This is a genomic window from Streptomyces sp. NPDC026575, assembly GCF_055567415.1.
The window spans coordinates 12,841-30,158 of sequence record NZ_JBVHQM010000045.1; the positions used below are offsets into that span (position 1 = coordinate 12,841).

Annotated in this window: 14 protein-coding genes; 11 read left to right on the top strand and 3 right to left on the bottom strand. The window is 71.0% G+C overall.

What is annotated here, in order from left to right:
• Positions 1–94 precede the first annotated feature (94 nt).
• The 4 genes from ACZ4NB_RS36865 to ACZ4NB_RS36880 all read left to right on the top strand — a co-directional run bounded on the left by ACZ4NB_RS36865 (position 95) and on the right by ACZ4NB_RS36880 (position 4,931).
• A complete protein-coding gene (locus ACZ4NB_RS36865) occupies positions 95–2,647 on the top strand; it encodes a DUF4118 domain-containing protein (protein WP_467667415.1) in 2,553 nt (850 codons plus the stop codon).
• Positions 2,648–2,801: 154 nt separating this feature from the next.
• Positions 2,802–3,485, top strand: a complete 684-nt coding sequence (locus ACZ4NB_RS36870; protein WP_467667416.1) for a response regulator — start codon at positions 2,802–2,804, stop codon at positions 3,483–3,485.
• A 171-nt stretch (positions 3,486–3,656) separates the two neighbouring features.
• A complete protein-coding gene (locus ACZ4NB_RS36875) occupies positions 3,657–4,055 on the top strand; it encodes an OB-fold nucleic acid binding domain-containing protein (RefSeq protein ID WP_351274426.1) in 399 nt (132 codons plus the stop codon).
• Positions 4,056–4,058: 3 nt separating this feature from the next.
• On the top strand, positions 4,059–4,931 hold the full coding sequence (locus ACZ4NB_RS36880; protein WP_467667417.1) for a DUF3159 domain-containing protein: 873 nt from the start codon (positions 4,059–4,061) through the stop codon (positions 4,929–4,931).
• A 125-nt stretch (positions 4,932–5,056) separates the two neighbouring features.
• Here ACZ4NB_RS36880 and ACZ4NB_RS36885 read toward each other — a convergent pair whose 3' ends face one another.
• A complete protein-coding gene (locus ACZ4NB_RS36885; protein WP_467667418.1) occupies positions 5,057–5,728 on the bottom strand; it encodes a potassium channel family protein in 672 nt (223 codons plus the stop codon).
• On the bottom strand, positions 5,725–6,393 hold the full coding sequence (locus tag ACZ4NB_RS36890; RefSeq protein WP_467667419.1) for a potassium channel family protein: 669 nt from the start codon (positions 6,391–6,393) through the stop codon (positions 5,725–5,727). Before ACZ4NB_RS36890 ends, ACZ4NB_RS36885 begins: the two co-directional genes overlap by 4 nt.
• 328 nt (positions 6,394–6,721) lie before the next feature.
• Here ACZ4NB_RS36890 and ACZ4NB_RS36895 point away from each other — a divergent pair, with 328 nt between their 5' ends.
• The 3 genes from ACZ4NB_RS36895 to ACZ4NB_RS36905 all read left to right on the top strand — a co-directional run bounded on the left by ACZ4NB_RS36895 (position 6,722) and on the right by ACZ4NB_RS36905 (position 12,442).
• A complete protein-coding gene (locus tag ACZ4NB_RS36895) occupies positions 6,722–8,722 on the top strand; it encodes an NAD-binding protein (protein WP_467667431.1) in 2,001 nt (666 codons plus the stop codon).
• Between the two features lie 203 nt (positions 8,723–8,925).
• Entirely contained in the window at positions 8,926–10,977 is a 2,052-nt protein-coding gene (locus tag ACZ4NB_RS36900) for an APC family permease (RefSeq protein ID WP_467667420.1), read from the top strand.
• A 136-nt stretch (positions 10,978–11,113) separates the two neighbouring features.
• Complete coding sequence (locus ACZ4NB_RS36905) at positions 11,114–12,442, top strand: class I SAM-dependent RNA methyltransferase (RefSeq protein ID WP_467667421.1); 1,329 nt, start codon at positions 11,114–11,116, stop codon at positions 12,440–12,442.
• A 229-nt stretch (positions 12,443–12,671) separates the two neighbouring features.
• Here the strand turns inward: ACZ4NB_RS36905 and ACZ4NB_RS36910 are convergent, their stop codons facing one another.
• A complete protein-coding gene (locus ACZ4NB_RS36910; protein ID WP_467667422.1) occupies positions 12,672–13,487 on the bottom strand; it encodes a hypothetical protein in 816 nt (271 codons plus the stop codon).
• Positions 13,488–14,197: 710 nt separating this feature from the next.
• On the opposite strand from ACZ4NB_RS36910, the gene ACZ4NB_RS36915 reads away from it, so the two are divergent.
• From ACZ4NB_RS36915 to ACZ4NB_RS36930, 4 genes are all read left to right on the top strand, one after another.
• Positions 14,198–14,734 (top strand): ATP-dependent nuclease, encoded by a 537-nt coding sequence (locus tag ACZ4NB_RS36915; RefSeq protein ID WP_467667432.1) that lies wholly within the window; start codon positions 14,198–14,200, stop codon positions 14,732–14,734.
• A gap of 74 nt (positions 14,735–14,808) precedes the next feature.
• Positions 14,809–16,077, top strand: coding sequence for a sensor histidine kinase (locus ACZ4NB_RS36920; RefSeq protein ID WP_467667423.1), 1,269 nt, complete (start codon positions 14,809–14,811; stop codon positions 16,075–16,077).
• 232 nt (positions 16,078–16,309) lie between these two features.
• Positions 16,310–16,726, top strand: a complete 417-nt coding sequence (locus ACZ4NB_RS36925) for an SRPBCC family protein (protein WP_467667424.1) — start codon at positions 16,310–16,312, stop codon at positions 16,724–16,726.
• Positions 16,727–17,017: 291 nt separating this feature from the next.
• Positions 17,018–17,302 (top strand): PqqD family protein, encoded by a 285-nt coding sequence (locus ACZ4NB_RS36930; protein ID WP_467667425.1) that lies wholly within the window; start codon positions 17,018–17,020, stop codon positions 17,300–17,302.
• The last annotated feature ends 16 nt before the right edge of the window (positions 17,303–17,318 follow it).

Here is a 17,318-nt window from a genome sequence, read left to right on the forward strand (position 1 = left end):
GTCGTTACCTGGGGCTTTTGTCCCCTTGGGGGGTCGGTAGGGTCGCAGCAGGTACGGCCCGGTGGGGGCAGCCTTCACGTAAGACAATGAGGCCATGGCACGCGGCAAGCTACGGATATATCTCGGCGCGGCACCGGGCGTCGGCAAGACGTACGCGATGCTCTCCGAGGCGCACCGGCGCGTGGAGCGGGGCACGGACGTGGTCGTGGGGTTCGTCGAGCACCACGGCAGGCCCCGTACCGAGGTCATGCTGCACGGCCTGGAGCAGATTCAGCGCCGGGAGCTGGACTACCGCGATGCGGTCTTCACCGAGATGGACGTGGACGCGGTCCTGGCACGCAAGCCGGCCGTGGCGCTGGTCGACGAGCTGGCGCACACCAACGTCCCCGGTTCGCGCAACGAGAAGCGCTGGCAGGACATCGAGGAGTTGCTGGACGCCGGGATCACGGTGATCTCGACGGTGAACATCCAGCATCTGGAGTCGCTCGGTGACGTCGTCGAGTCGATAACGGGTGTGCGGCAGCGCGAGACCGTACCGGACGAGGTGGTGCGGCGGGCCGATCAGATCGAGCTTGTCGATATGTCGCCACAGGCGATTCGCCGGCGCATGGCACACGGCAACATCTACAAGTCCGACAAGGTCGACGCCGCCCTCTCCAACTACTTCCGGCCGGGCAACCTCACGGCGCTGCGCGAGCTGGCGCTGCTGTGGGTCGCCGACCGGGTGGACGAGTATCTGCAGGAGTACCGGGCGGAGCACTCCATCAGCTCCACCTGGCAGGCGCGTGAGCGCATCGTCGTCGGCCTGACCGGCGGTCCGGAAGGGCGTACGCTCATCCGCCGCGCGGCCCGGATGGCGGCCAAGGGTTCGGGCAGCGAGGTGCTCGCCGTCTACATCGCCCGCAGCGACGGGCTGACCTCGGCCTCGCCCAAGGAGCTCGCCGTCCAGCGCACCCTGGTGGAGGACCTGGGCGGGACGTTCCACCACGTCATCGGCGACGACATACCGAGCGCGCTGCTGGAGTTCGCCCGCGGGGTGAACGCCACCCAGATCGTGCTGGGGTCGAGCCGGCGCAAGGCATGGCAGTACGTCTTCGGGCCGGGGGTGGGCGCGACCGTCGCCCGCGACTCCGGACCCGACCTCGACGTGCACATCGTCACCCACGACGAGGTCGCCAAGGGCCGGGGGCTGCCGGTGGCGCGCGGTGCGCGGCTGGGCCGGACCCGGATCCTGGCCGGCTGGCTCGTCGGCGTGGTCGGCCCGGTGCTGCTGTCGCTGCTGCTGACCGGCATCGAGAACGGTCCCGGGCTCGCCAACGACGTGCTGCTGTTCCTGTTCCTGACGGTGATGGCGGCGCTGCTCGGCGGGCAGCTGCCGGCGCTGGCGTCGGCCGCGGTCGGCTCGCTGCTGCTGAACTTCTACTTCACACCGCCCACCCACACCCTCACGGTGAGCGACCCCAAGAACATCGTCGCCATCGTGGTCTTCTTCGCGGTGGCGGTGTCCGTCGCCTCGGTGGTGGACCTCGCCGCGCGCCGTACGCATCAGGCCGCGAGGCTGCGCGCCGAGTCGGAGATCCTGTCCTTCCTGGCGGGCAGCGTGCTGCGCGGAGAGACCACCCTGGACGCCCTGCTGGAGCGGGTGCGGGAGACCTTCGGCATGGAGACGGTGGCGCTGCTGGAGCGCACCAGCGATGTCGACCCGTGGACCTGCGCGGGCCGGGCCGGCGGCGACGACGGCCGGCCGCTGCTGCGCCCCGAGGACGCGGATGTCGACATGCCTGTGGGCGACCATATGGCGCTGGCGCTGACCGGCCGGGTGCTGCCCGCCGAGGACCGCCGGGTGCTGGCGGCGTTCGCCGCCCAGGCCGCCGTGGTGCTGGACCGGCAGCGGCTGGTGGGCGAGGCGGCGCGGGCCCGGGAGCTGGCCGAGGGCAACCGCATCAGGACGGCGCTGCTGGCCGCGGTCAGCCATGACCTGCGGACCCCGCTGGCGAGCATCAAGGCATCCGTCACCTCCCTGCGCTCCGACGACGTGGCGTGGTCCCCGGAGGACGAGGCGGAGCTGCTGGCCGGTATCGAGGCCGGCGCGGACCGGCTGGACCACCTGGTGGGCAACCTCCTGGACATGTCGCGGCTGCAGACCGGCACGGTCACACCGCTGATCCGCGAGATCGACCTCGACGAGGTGGTGCCGATGGCGCTGGGCGGCGTCCCGGAGGGGAGCGTCACCCTGGACATCCCCGAGGAGCTGCCGATCGTCGCGGTCGATCCGGGGCTGCTGGAACGTTCGGTCGCCAACCTCGTCGAGAACGCCGTGAAGTACAGCCCGGACGGCGAGGCGGTGCTGGTCGCGGCCAGCGCGCTGGGCGAGCGGGTGGAGCTGCGGATCGTCGACCGCGGTCCGGGCGTTCCCGACAGCGCCAAGGACCGGATCTTCGAGCCGTTCCAGCGCTACGGAGACGCCCCGCGCGGCGCGGGCGTGGGCCTGGGCCTCGCCGTGGCGCGCGGCTTCGTGGAGGCGATGGGCGGCACGCTCGCCGCCGAGGACACCCCTGGAGGCGGGATGTCGATGGTCCTCACCCTCCGGGCCGCGCCCGGCCGGCCGCCGGTCAGACCCGACCTTCCCGCTCAGGCCACGACGTGAGCGAGCGGAGCGGGCGAAGCATCGAAAGCGCGCCCGGGCGCATGCGAGGCCGGGCGAAGCGAGGTCCCGGCGTGAGCCGGGCCGTACGGACCACACTCAGCACACACCTCGCGGGTACGGCCCGCGGGACGACGACACCACGAGGAGAACGCCAGTGAACCGGGTGCTTGTGGTCGATGACGAGCCGCAGATCGTCCGCGCCCTCGTGATCAACCTGAAGGCGCGCAAGTACGAGGTCGACGCCGCCCCCGACGGGGCGACCGCGCTGAAGCTCGCCGCCGCCCGCCACCCCGATGTCATCGTCCTCGACCTCGGGCTGCCCGATATGGACGGCGTCGAGGTGATCAAGGGGCTGCGGGGCTGGACGCGGGTGCCGATCCTGGTGCTCTCGGCGCGGCAGACCTCCGACGAGAAGGTGGAGGCGCTGGACGCGGGCGCGGACGACTACGTCACCAAGCCGTTCGGCATGGACGAGCTGCTGGCCCGGCTGCGGGCGGCGGTGCGCCGGGCCGAGCCGACCGGGCCGGCCGAGGACGAGGTGGTCGTGCAGACCGAGGGGTTCACCGTCGACCTCGCCGCCAAGAAGGTCAATCGCGGCGGCCGGGACATCCGGCTGACCCCCACCGAGTGGCATCTGCTGGAGGTCCTGGTCCGCAACGCCGGCCGGCTGGTCAGCCAGAAGCAGCTGCTCCAGGAGGTCTGGGGCCCCTCGTACGGCACCGAGACCAATTATCTGCGGGTCTACATGGCCCAGCTCCGCCGCAAGCTGGAGAGCGACCCTTCGCACCCGAAGCACTTCATCACGGAGCCGGGGATGGGGTACCGCTTCGAGCAGTAGGACCCGTGCGGTGTCCGAGCGGTTCCGCCCCGTGCGGTGGGGCGGGGCCCGGCTGGTCGCGTACGGGGTACGGAGATCTGCGCGCGGGGCGGGCGACGGGCCGGTGACGTGCGTGCGGAGTCCGTGTGCGGGCCGTGATTCCGGGGGCCGGCCACCGGTACGCTGGGTTTCATGAGTGCAGGTACCCGACCCGAGAAGCCGGCCGGTCGCTTTCGCCGGCTGCTCGACAGGCTGTCCTCCTCCGAGGAGGAGCTGCAGTCCGCCGAGCTGCAGCAGGATGCGCAGGACGCGGGGTGCACCCGTATCTGCGACTGCGACGACCGGCAGATAGTCAAGGTCACCGGCACCCTGCGGCATGTCACGCTGCGGCCGCGCGCCGGTGTGCCCGCGCTCGAAGCGGAGCTGTTCGACGGCTCCGCCGCGCTCGACGTGGTGTGGCTGGGCCGCCGCTCCATCGTCGGGATAGAGCCGGGCCGCAAGCTCATCGCCTCGGGCCGGGTCTCGCTGAGCCACGGACGCCGGGTGCTCTTCAACCCGAAGTACGAACTCCGACCGCTCGGACAGGAGTAGCCGGTGACGTCTTACGACCGACCGACCACTGACGCGGATGCCGACAGCCACCACGACGGCTCCGCACCACCCCCGACCCAGACCGGCGCCGACGGGGCGGCCGACGGCAGACAGGTGACCGAGGCGGCGCTGTTCGAGGCGTTCGGCGGGGTACGCGGCATGGTGGAGACCGTTCTCCCCGGCCTGCTGTTCGTCGCGATCTTCACGGTCAACAAGGACCTGCACGTCTCGGCGATCGCCGCGCTGGCGGTGTCGCTGGTGATGGCGGCCGTCCGCCTGATCCGCAGGGACACCGTCAAGCACGCCTTCAGCGGTGTCTTCGGGGTGGCCTTCGGCGTGGTCTTCGCGATGATGACCGGCAACGCCAAGGACTTCTATCTGCCGGGCATGCTGTACACCCTCGGGCTGGCGCTGGCGTACATCATCACCACGCTCGCCGGGGCCCCGCTCATCGGGCTGATCCTGGGCCCGGTGTTCAAGGAGAACCTCTCCTGGCGCACCCGCAACCCGGGGCGGAAGAAGGCGTACGCCAAGGCCAGCTGGGCCTGGGGCCTGATCCTGCTCGCCAAGTGCGCGGTCCTCTTCCCGCTGTACTGGTGGGCGGACACCACGCAGCTCGGCTGGGTGCTGATCGCGCTGAAGATCCCGCCGTTCCTGCTCGCGGTCTATCTGACCTGGGTCTTCCTGGCGAAGGCGCCGCCGCCGATCGATGTCTTCGCCGAGATGGAGGCGAAGGAGAAGGCCGAGCAGGAGGCCGAGGAGCGGCGCCGCACCGAGCGCGAGACCCTGGACCGGGTCGCCGACGACCTGTACAAGGACGCGGTGGCGGAGGCGGCCACCGAGCGCCCGCCGGGGGCGCCGCGGCACCGCCGCTGACGCACGGCCGGCGGGGCGCACGGCCGTCGGGCCACAGGGGCGACGCACCGGGGCCCGGGAACCGCAGATGGTTCCCGGGCCCCGCTGCGTGGCACTGCGCTGCTACGGGCGCGTCGACGCCGGCATCACGCCTCTTCGCGCCGCACCGACAGCAGGTCCTCCAGCTGCTCCTCACGCGACTGGGCCGCGACGAACAGCAGCTCGTCGCCCGCCTCCAGCGCGTCCTCCTTGTTCGGCGTGAGCACCCGCGTACCGCGGATGATCGTGACCAGGGAGGTGTCCTCGGGCCAGTCCACGTCGCCGACGCGGGTACCGGCCAGCGCGGCCTCGGGGGGCAGCGTCAGCTCGACGAGGTTGGCGTCGCCGTGGCTGAAGCGCAGCAGCCGTACGAGGTCGCCGACGCTCACCGCCTCCTCGACCAGGGCCGACATCAGGCGCGGCGTGGAGACCGCGACATCGACGCCCCAGGACTCGTTGAACAGCCACTCGTTCTTCGGGTTGTTCACCCGGGCGACCACCCGGGGCACGCCGTACTCGGTCTTGGCGAGCAGCGAGACGACGAGGTTGACCTTGTCGTCGCCGGTCGCGGCGATCACGACGTTGCAGCGCTGCAGCGCGGCCTCGTCGAGCGAGGTGATCTCGCAGGCGTCGGCCAGCAGCCACTCCGCCAGCGGCACCCGCTCGACCGAGATGGCGGTCGGCGCCTTGTCGATGAGCAGGATCTCGTGACCGTTCTCCAGGAGCTCACCGGCGATGGAACGGCCCACCGCGCCGGCACCCGCGATAGCGACCCTCATGCGTGCGCCCCCTCAGGACCCGTGGCGAATGCCGCCTCGACCTTCTCGACCTCGTCGCTGCGCATCATCACATGCACCAGGTCGCCCTCCTGCAGGACCGTCTGCGAGGTCGGCAGCATCGCCTCGCCCAGCCGGGTGAGGAAGGCCACGCGGACGCCGGTCTCCTCCTGAAGGGTGCTGATCTTGTGCCCGACCCAGGAGGCCGCGGTGTGCACCTCGGCGAGCTGGACGCCGCCGCTGGGGTCGCGCCACAGCGGCTCGGCGCCCGACGGGAGCAGCCGGCGCAGCATCTGGTCGGCCGTCCAGCGGACGGTGGCGACGGTGGGAATGCCCAGGCGCTGGTAGACCTCGGCGCGGCGGGGGTCGTAGATACGGGCCGCGACGTTCTCGACGCCGAACATCTCGCGGGCCACCCGGGCGGCGATGATGTTGGAGTTGTCGCCGCTGGAGACGGCCGCGAAGGCGCCGGCCTCCTCGATGCCCGCCTCACGCAGGGTGTCCTGGTCGAAGCCGACGCCGGTGACCCGGCGGCCGCCGAAGGACGAGCCCAGACGGCGGAACGCGGTGGGGTCCTGGTCGATCACCGCGATGGTGTGACCCTGGCCCTCCAGGGTCTGCGCGAGCGCGGAGCCGACGCGGCCGCACCCCATGATGACGATGTGCATGCTGATTACCCCGTGCCCTGTACTAGCGCGCTGTCCTGCACAAACACCCTGCTCACTACTTTCTTCTCCCAGTACCGGCGACACGAAGCCACGGCTCGCGTTACGGATCGGGTGCGGCAACGGGAGCGCCGGGCGCACCACGGTCCGGTACAACCGTAGCCGTAATGCCGCCCCTCGTAGGGGGCGCGGTGGGCCGCGGACGGATGCGGGACGGCCGGGCATGCGGCGGTGTGCCGCGCCGGGCTGCGCCGCGGCGCGCCGGTAAGGCACGCTACGAGGTGTGTCCAACCTGCCTCTGCCACCCCAACAGGCCCCCGCCACCGAGCACATGGTGGTCTGCGGCGACGATGCGCTCGCGCACCGGCTCGCCGCCGAGCTCCGGGACGTCTACGGCGAACGGGTGACGCTCGTCGTCCCCTCCGCCCGCGAGACGCACCGGCCGCGGATCCCGCCGCCGGCCCGCGCGCTCGACCGGGCGACCGCGCTGCTCGGCCGGATGTCGGCGGCGATGTCGCGGACGGCGCTGCTGCCGCCGGAGGAGCCCGGGGAGGGCGAGCCGGCGCCCGAGGCGACGTTACGGGTGCTGGAGTCGGCGCAGCCGGACGACGCGGCGCTGACCGCGGCGCGTATCGCCGAGGCGGAGGCGCTGGCGCTGGTCTACGACGACGATGAGCTCAACATCCACGCCGCGCTGCGCGCCCGCCGGCTCAACCCCCGGCTGCGGCTGGTCATCCGGCTCTACAACCGCAAACTCGGTCAGCATCTGGCGGAGTTGCTCGACCAGGCCGCAGCGGTCGCCGCCCAGGCCGCCGGGGACGTGGCGGGCGGCGGGGACGCGGGGGTCGATGCCTCCACGACCGTGCTGTCCGACGCCGACACGGTGGCGCCGGCGCTGGTGGCCACCGCGGTCGCCGGGACCAGCAAGGTCATCGAGGCGGACGGCCTGCTGCTGCGGGCCGTGGAGCGTGCGCCGGCGCCGCCCGGCCGGCCCGCCGATCCCGGGCTGTGCACTCTGGCGCTGCTCTCCGCGTCCGCCGGCGACCCCGCGTCCGTCGCGTCCGTCGCCGGTGGCTCCGCGGGCGTGCCGGGTGCGGCGGCCGGAGACGAGGGGCCCGTGCTGCTGCCGGACGAGGCCGCCGCGCAGGCCGCCTCCGGCTGCGGCACCGTCGTCCTGGAGACCGTCTCCTATACGGGGCGGCCGGTGCGCCGCCACTGGCTGCGCGGCCGGGGCGCGCCGGTCGCCTCGCTCTTCTCCCGGCGGCTGCGCTGGTCGCTGGCCGGCGTCGTCGGCGCGGTGGTGGCGCTGGCCGTCGCCTCGTGGCTGACCGTCGGCGAGAACCCGGTGCACGCCGCGTACCTCACGCTGCTGGACCTCTTCGCGATCAACGATCCGGCGGTCGACGCGCCGCTGCCCCGCAAGATCCTTCAGCTGCTGTCCGGGCTGACCGGTCTGCTGCTGCTTCCGGTGCTGGTCGCGGCGGCGTTCGAGGGGCTGGGCACCTTCCGCAGCGCCTCGGCGCTGCGGCGGCCGCCGCGCGGGCTGTCGGGGCATGTGGTGCTGCTGGGCCTCGGCAAGGTCGGCACCCGGGTCCTGGCCCGGCTGCACGAGATGGGCATCCCCGTGGTGTGCATCGAGGGGGACCCGGAGGCGCGCGGCATCGCGCTGGCCCGGCGGCTGCGGGTGCCGACGGTCCTGGGGGACGTCACTCAGGAGGGCGTCCTGGAGGCCGCGATGATCGACCGGGCGGCCACGCTGCTGGCGCTGACCAGCGAGGACACCACGAATCTGGAGGCGGCCCTCTACGCCCGCTCGGTCACGCCGCAGCTGCGGGTGACGCTGCGGCTGTTCGACGACCGGTTCGCCACCGCCGTCTACCGCACCCTGCGCGCCGCGCACCCCAGGGCGCTGACCCGCAGCCGCAGCACCTCCTTCCTGGCCGCGCCCGCCTTCGCCGGCGCGATGATGGGGCGGCAGATCCTGGGGGCCATCCCGGTCGAGCGCAGGGTGCTGCTGGTCGCCAGGGTCGAGGTCCGCGGCCATGCCGCGCTGGAGGGCCGTACGGTCGCCGAGGTGCTGCGGCCGGGGCGGCTGCGGCTGCTGGCGGTCGACACCTCCGCGCCGGACGACCCCGCGCCGGACGCCCCGGCCGCCGCACCGGCGGACGGCGCGGGCGGGGAGCGGGGGCGGGCGCACCTGGTGCACGAGCTGGGCGACGGCTACGTCCTGCGGCCCCAGGACCGGGTGCTGCTGGTCACCACCCGGCAGGGGCTGGGCGATCTGCACTCCCGGCGCTCGCGGGCGGCCGGGGCCGCCACGCGCCCGGGCTGACCCGACGCGCCGGGGCCGACGTGACGAACGCCACCGAGGCCGCCGGTGACGGGGGCGGCGTGCACACGACGTGCGGATCTTGTGGAGGCGGCGGTCCGGTACGGGCCCGCGAGCAGGGCAGGTGTGAACCGCCCCACGCCACGCTCCTCGCCCGTGCGGGTGGCGGGTGGGCATGGGGCTTGACGAAGCCTTAGCATCCTCGGGTGTCCAAACTGACCGACGTGCCCAAACGGATCTTGATCGGGCGCGCACTGCGCAGCGACAAGCTGGGGGAGACCCTGCTTCCCAAGCGCATCGCACTCCCCGTCTTCGCGTCCGACCCGCTCTCCTCCGTGGCCTACGCGCCGGGCGAGGTGCTGCTCGTCCTGTCCGTCGCGGGTGTCTCTGCGTACACCTTCAGCCCCTGGATCGCGGTCGCGGTCGTGGTGCTGATGTTCACCGTCGTCGCGTCGTACCGGCAGAACGTGCACGCCTACCCGAGCGGCGGTGGTGACTACGAGGTCGCCACCACCAACCTCGGCCCCAAGGCCGGTCTCACCGTCGCCAGCGCCCTGCTGGTCGACTATGTGCTGACCGTCGCGGTCTCGATCTCCTCCGGAATCGAGAACCTGGGCTCCGCGGTCCCGTTCGTCGTCGAGCACAAGACGCTCTGCGCGGTCGCCGTCATCGTCCTGCTGACGCTGATGAACCTGCGCGGCGTCAAGGAGTCCGGCAAGCTCTTCGCGATCCCGACGTATGTCTTCGTCGCCGGCGTCTTCATCATGATCGTCTGGGGCGTGATCCGCGCCGTGGTCCTGGGCGACACCATGAAGGCCCCCACCGCCGACTACACCATCCACGCCGAGCAGGGCGGCCTGGCCGGCTTCGCCCTGATCTTCCTCCTGCTGCGCGCCTTCTCCTCCGGCTGCGCCGCGCTGACCGGCGTCGAGGCGATCTCCAACGGCGTGCCCGCCTTCCGCAAGCCGAAGTCGAAGAACGCTGCGACCACCCTCGCCCTCATGGGCGGCCTGGCCGTCACGATGTTCTGCGGCATCATCGGCCTGGCCATGGCCACCAACGTGCGGATGGCGGAGAACCCCGCCAAGGACCTGCTCGACCACGGCACGCCGCTCGGCTCCGGCTACACCCAGAACCCGGTCATCTCGCAGGTCGCCGAGGCGGTCTTCGGCAAGGGCAGCTTCCTGTTCGTGATCCTCGCCGCCGCCACCGCCCTGGTCCTCTTCCTCGCCGCGAACACCGCCTACAACGGCTTCCCGCTGCTCGGCTCGATCCTCGCCCAGGACCGCTACCTGCCGCGCCAGCTGCACACCCGCGGCGACCGCCTGGCGTTCTCCAACGGCATCGTGCTGCTGGCCGGTGCCGCCGCGATACTCGTCTACCTCTACGGCGCCGACTCCACCCGGCTCATCCAGCTCTACATCGTGGGCGTCTTCGTCTCCTTCACGCTCAGCCAGACCGGCATGGTCCGCCACTGGAACCGCCATCTGCTCACCGAGAAGGACCCGGCCAAGCGCAACCGGATGCACCGCTCGCGCGCCATCAACGCCTTCGGTGCCTTCTTCACCGGCCTGGTCCTGGTCGTCGTCCTGCTGACCAAGTTCACCCACGGCGCCTGGGTGGCCCTCCTCGGCATGGTCATCTTCTTCGTGACGATGTCCGCGATCCGCCGCCACTACGACCGGGTCGCCGACGAGATCGCCGCCGAGGACACCCCCGACGACGATGTCGTACGGCCCTCCAGGGTCCACTCCATCGTCCTGGTCTCCAAGGTCCACAAGCCCACCCTGCGCGCCCTGAACTACGCCAAGCTGATGCGCACCGACACGCTCGAAGCGGTCAGCGTGGACGTGGACCAGGCCGACACCCGCGCCCTGCGGGAGGAGTGGGAGCGCCGCGGCATCGAGGTGCCGCTGAAGGTCCTGGCCTCCCCGTACCGCGAGATCACCCGGCCGATCATCGACTACGTCAAGTCGCTGCGCCGGGAGAGCCCGCGAGACGCCGTCTCCGTCTACATCCCCGAGTACGTCGTCGGCCACTGGTACGAGCATCTGCTGCACAACCAGTCCGCGCTGCGCCTCAAGGGCCGCCTCCTCTTCACCCCCGGCGTCATGGTCACCTCCGTGCCCTGGCAGCTGGACTCCTCCGAGGCCGCCAAGCTGCGGGCCCGCAAGCGCGCCGAGTGGAACGCTCCGGGCGCGGTGCGCCGCGGCCCGGTCGCCCAGCCGAAGAAGGAGAAGGCGGCCACGAAGAAGTAGCGGGCCGCGACGAAGGCTCGCGGGGCCGCCGCGGGCCGGGCCCTCACACGGCGGGACGTACAATGGACGGCTGGCGTCCCGCCGTTCCGTCCCGCCGCAATGCCCGGCACCATCCCACCCCAGGAGCCCTCCCGCCATGCAGGCAGAACCCAAGAAGTCGCTGGTCGGCGAGGAGTACGAGGTCGAGGTCGGCCCGGTCGCACACGGCGGCCACTGCATCGCCCGCACCGACGAGGGCCAGGTGCTGTTCGTCCGCCACGCGCTGCCCGGTGAGCGCGTCACGGCCCGCGTCACCGACGGCGAGGAGGGGGCCCGCTTCCTGCGCGCGGACGCGGTGGAGATCCTGACGGCGTCCAAGGACCGGGTCGAGGCCCCCTGCCCGTTCTCCGGCCCCGGCCGCTGCGGCGGCTGCGACTGGCAGCACGCCGCGCCCGGCGCCCAGCGCCGCCTGAAGTCCGCGGTCATCGCCGAGCAGCTCCAGCGCCTGGCCGGACTCTCCCCCGAGGACGCCGGCTGGGACGGCACCGTCGAGCCCGCCCCCGGCGACAAGGTCGCCAAGGGCGAGGTACCGGCCTGGCGCACCCGCGTCCAGTACGCCATCGACGCCGAAGGCCACGTCGGCCTGCGCAAGCACCGCTCCCACGACGTCGAGCCGATCACCCACTGCATGATCGCCGCCCCCGGCGTCTCGGAGCTCGGCGTCGAGCAGCGCGACTGGCCGCAGATCGCCACCGTCGAGGCGATCGCCGCCACCGGCTCCCACGACCGCCAGGTGATCCTCACCCCGCGCCCGGGCGGCCGCCTCCCGATCGTCGAACTCGACAAGCCGGTCTCGGTCATGCGGGTGGGCGAGAAGGACGGCGGCGTGCACCGCGTCCACGGCCGCCCGTTCGTCCGCGAACGCGCCGCCGGCCGCACCTGGCGAGTCGGCAGCGGCGGCTTCTGGCAGGTCCACCCGAAGGCAGCCGACCTCCTCGTCGAGGCCGTCATGCAGGGCCTGATGCCCAAGAAGGGCGATATGGCCCTCGACCTGTACTGCGGCGTCGGCCTCTTCGCCGGAGCCCTCGCCGAACGCGTCGGCGACAAGGGCGCGGTCCTCGGCATCGAATCCGGCAAGCGCGCCGTCGAGGACGCCCGCCACAACCTCGCCGACCTCGACCGCGTCCGCATCGAACACGGCAAGGTCGAGGCGATCCTCCCCCGCACCGGCATCACCGACGTCGACCTCGTCGTCCTCGACCCGCCCCGCGCCGGCGCCGGCAAGCAGACCGTCCACCACCTCGCCTCCCTCACCCCCCGCCGCATCGCCTACGTCGCCTGCGACCCGGCGGCCCTGGCCCGCGACCTGAAGTACTTCGCCGAGGCGGGGTACGCGCCGCGGCGGATGCGGGCCTTCGATCTGTTTCCGGTGACGCATCATGTGGAGTGCGTTGTCATCCTTGAGCGGGCAGCAAAGGGCGCCTGACCTGGGGTTTTGTCCGTGCGCACTATGTGCGGTGTGGGCGTTACGGGCGATATCTTGACGCTGAAATGACGCTCGTGACGCTCAAATGACGCTCGGTCTGACGGGGCGTCATCTGACTGATCGTGCAGGTCGTGCCAGGTGGAGGGCGCGTTCCGGCGGGCTGTCTTTGCAGAAACTTGAAGACATTAAGTCGAGTTCCTGCATGCCGTAGTTCGTCGGGCAGGGGCGCTCAATAGGTCGGTCCGTAAGGGCTCCAGTGCCCGAGGAAGGGCCTTAGGTCGTCGGCTTGCGGTTCGGGGACGTCGGGCAACCGGGGCGGTGAGCTCAGCGGGTCGAGGCGCTCGACGGTGGTCGCTGCCCAGCTGGTCCATGCTTCGGCGTCGGTTCTGGCCTGCCCCGGCGGCATGGCCTCGACTTGCGCGCGCACAGCGCTTACGTACTCGGTCAAACGGGTGGCGTGGCGCCAAGCCGCTTCCTGCGCTTCGAGGTGCTTGATGCGGTACGCCTCCGCGTACCGGATGCGGGCTTCGTCCATGGCGGCTTCCCAGCGGATGCGCTTCTGGCGTGCAGCTTCGATCTCTTCCTGGCGTCTGCGTTCAGCGGCCTCGCCGCGGAGAGTGATCTCTTGGGCGATCTCGGCGAGCTGCTCTTCAAGGGGGCGGCCGGGGGTGTCGGCCCATTCGCTCGCCCGGTGCGGCTGGCCACCGCTGAGCACGAAGCGGAGGCGTTCGGACGGGGTGTGGTCGAAGCGGGGGATCCTGACCCAGGAGTCCTTTTTGGCCGCGGCAAGTTCTCTCTCGGTGGCGACGTGCTCGGTCCGGTCTTGCTCCTGGAGGACAAGGAACCCCACGGTCTGGCCCCGTGCGGTGATGGTGAAGTGGGGAGGTGCGCTGCGGCGGCGATGAGACGGGGGAGCGAAGCCGGTCTGTCCAGCAGAAGTGGCATGTCCTGTGGCCTCGGCAGCGGTGATGAGCGCCTGGATGAGCCGGAGGGCACGTCCTTGGACGGGCTTCGTGAGGCCCAGCGGTTGGGTTTCGCTCTGCATGGCCTGTACCACCGTGTGCGGACGTACGAGCCGCGACGGTACGGAGATGGGTTTGAGGACGGCAAGGCGCCAGGCGGGGATGTCGACGAGCTTGATCTCGTACCCGCCACGGCACCAACCTCCGTACAGCTCCTTCGTCTCCGGGACCCTTGTGGACCTACGTGCCGCGGCGACGCGGGACGGCCACTTCTCCAAGTCCGGACCGCTGCCGCTCTTGACGATCCGGCCGCCGGCGTCCGCAAGCTCCTGCAGCAGCTGTTCCGTGAAGGTGACACGAGGCTGTGAAGGAGGACTTGGCGTCCGCCCGGTGGCCGGAGCTTCGTGCGCTCGGGGGGACCGAGGTCGTGGAGCGGTGGCCTGGGTCTTGGGCGGGCGTGACCCGCGAGGAGGGTAAGTGCCGTGCGCCAGGTAGTGCTGGCCTGCACCCGTCAGGGCGACGCTCCACTGCCCGCCCTGCCGGGAGACAGTGACGGTCGGTGAGAACGACAGCGGCAAGACGGCCATCATCGACGCCATACGTCTGTGCCTGCAGACGACGGCCGGGGACTATCACAGGGTCACCCCGGACGACTTCCAACAGGCTGCGAGGTGAGATCACCGTGCCCGGTGATGCGACGCTCGCCCGTGCCCTGGAACGCCTGGAGCTGATGCTGTTCGGGGACGCCGGCGAGTGGACCCGCCGCGGCCTGGGATACAGCAACGCCTTGTTCATGGCCGCCGAACTGCTCCTGCTCGGCAACAGCGACCTTGCCCCGCTGCTGCTGATCGAAGAGCCCGAGGCCCATCTGCACCCGCAGCTGCAGACCCGCATCATGGACCTGCTGCGCGAACGTGCCGACGACGCCGAGAATGCCATGCCCGCCAAGCCGGTACAGGTCATCTGCACCACTCACAGCCCCAACCTCGCCTCGGCCACCCCTGTCGAGCACCTGACCCTGATAGCCAGAGGCGCCGCCTTCAGCCTAGCCCCCCGGACCACACCTCCCTCAGCGCCGACGACTACGCCTTCCTGTCCCGCTTTCTCGACGTCACCAAGGCCAACCTCTTCTTCGCCCGCGCCGTCGTCATCGTGGAAGGGGACGCCGAGGTCAGTTTCTTGCCCGCCCCCGTCACCCCGTCGCCGCCGTCACTCTGCCGTCCCCGTCACCACCGCGTTCGCGGACTCCGGCGATGCCGCGAAGTCCGGCCGGTGGGCCGGCCGAGGTGGTGCTGGGTACACCCCGAGCCCGGGTGCCTCGGGCCAGTGACCTGCCGAGCAGCGCCCGGCAGACTGATGCCAGGCCCGAGGGACGGGACCGTGGTGACGCGAGGGAGTACCGGGATGCGACTGGGGAAGGCGGCACTGGCCGGCCTGCGGGGGCTGGCACTGTCAGTGGTTTCGTTGGCCGGCTCGCTCGTGTTGTTCATCGGGACGGCGCTCTCGATCGGTTTCATCGCCCTCGGCGTCGGCGCCTTCACCACGCCGTGGATGCTCCGGCTGGTGCGCTGGTTCGCCCACGTGCGGCGCGTCCTCGCCGCCGAGTGGTACGGCGTGCGCATTCCGCCCGCGTACCGGCCCTTCCCCGCCGACCTGCGCAAAGGAATCATCGGTCAGCTGGAGCAGTGCAGCCTGATGCTCAAGGACCCGGCGACGTGGCGGGACCTGCGCTGGCTGGTCGTCGACATGTCCGGTGGGTTCGTCACCGCGCTGATGCCGGCCGCGCTCATCGGCTACGCCATCGAGGGATACACGCTCGCCCTGGGCGTCTGGTTCTCGGTGGGCGACCAGATCGGTTACTGGTACGCCTTCGTGCCGGTCGGCGGCCCGGTGTCCGGCCTCGCCACGGCCGCCCTCGGTACGGTGTTCCTCGGTGCCGCGGCTCTTTTCAACCACCGTTTGCTGCGCGGTCACTTCGAGCTCACCCGAGCGGTGCTCGCGCCCCGGGAGGGCCTGGAGCAGCGGGTCGAGCAGTTGACCAAGACCCGTAGCGACGCGGTCGACACCTCCGCCGCCGAGCTGCGCCGCATCGAGCGTGACCTGCACGACGGGGCACAGGCGCGGCTCGTGGCCATGGGCATGAGCCTCGGCACCATCGAGGCACTCATCGAGAAGGACCCCGCGAAGGCCAAGGACCTCTTGGCGAAGGCTCGCAGTGATTCGGCGGACGCGCTCGATGAGTTGCGTGGCCTGGTCCGCGGCATTCACCCGCCGGTCCTCGCCGAGCGGGGCCTCGCGGCCGCTGGCGAGGCGCTCGCGCTGCGCATGCCGATTCCCGTCGAGGTCGACATCGAGGTGCCGGGGCGCATGCCCGAACCGGTGGAGTCGTGCGTGTACTTCGCCGTCAGTGAGCTGTTGACGAACGCGGTGAAGCACTCCGGTGCGGAGCGGATCTGGATGGACATGGAGTACCGGGACGGGATGCTGAAGGTGTCGGTGACCGACAACGGGCGCGGTGGCGCGGTGGCGGCCGCTGGTTCGGGGCTCAGCGGAGTGGAGCGGCGGCTGGGCACGTTCGACGGCGTGATGGCCGTCAGCAGCCCGGTGGGCGGCCCCACCATGGTGACGATCGAGGTCCCGTGCTCCCTGGCGGCAGCAAGGCCGGCCTACTGACCCTCCCTGTACCGGAGTGGTCCATAGCCCTTCTGAAATCCCCTGTGAAAGACCCGCGTTGACGCTCCTCCCGCCAACGCGTATAACGTACACTCAGAAGTGTAGGGCATACGCTTTACCCGCTCGGCGGTCCATGCCGTCCGGGGAGCCGGGTGCGGGAGCTCGGGCTCGACGGTGCCTGGGACCCGGGCGTGGGAAGCGGCCCCGGGTGCAGAATTTTTTGGGAGCGACCATGTGGAATCACGAAATAAGCATTGACGCCACCGCGAAGCCGAGCGCCGTGTGGGGGCAGTACGTGGATCTGAACAGCTGGCCGGCGTGGAACCCCGGTACCGAAAAGGTCGAGCTGGCGGGTGAGTTCACCACGGGCGGCGAGGGAGTGATCACTTCCGCGGCGTACGGCGGAGTGCCTTTCAAGCTGACCTCCGTGGTCGACGGAGAGCGGTTCGTCATGGAATCGCCCGTCAATGAATCGGTGGTCCTGCGCACTATCTGCCAGGTCGTGGCGCTGCCTGAAGGCGGCTCGCGGGTCACGCACAGAGTGGAGCTGGACGGCCCGGGCAGCGAAGACCTGGGAGGCGCGCTCAGCGAGAGCCTGTCGAAGAACCTGTCCGACGGAGCCCGTGCCCTGGTCGAGGCGGCCGGGTAACCACCCGTAGCCGCCCGCCCCTTTGACTGCCGGTCACGCGTGTCCCCCGTCGCGTGTGACCGGCTCCTTTTCTGTCCGCACCAAAGCGCTGCATTGTCCCGTTCTGGGTGGGTGAAAGCAATGTGCGTAAGGCTACTCTTCATGGTTCACCGAAGTGGCAGCCTCATCCGGTGTCGATGTCCATTGCCGAGTGATTCCCGCTCGGACACACTGGGGTAATGGTCGTTACGGGGGCTGTCGCGAGACCGTGACGGTAAATGCAGACATGCTTTTGTCGGCTATGGAGGACACGTGACGATCAGGCCCGCGAGGGACACGACGGTAACCGTTCTGGAAAACGGATGCCTGGAGCTGTATTCCGGGTGGGCCGGCGAATCTTATCGGTACGCACCGTCCAACGCGGCCATGTGGATCGCGCTGCAACAGCACGCCGGCCGCACCGACCTGGCGGTGCAGACCCTGGCCGCGCGGTGGGAGGTGGACCCGGTGTGGGTGCACCTGGAGCTCGACCTGTGGCTGGGGGAGATGCGGGCCGCCGGTCTCGTCTTCTGCGACGAGACCGACGGCGTGCGCTGACGCGGGCTGCCGCACT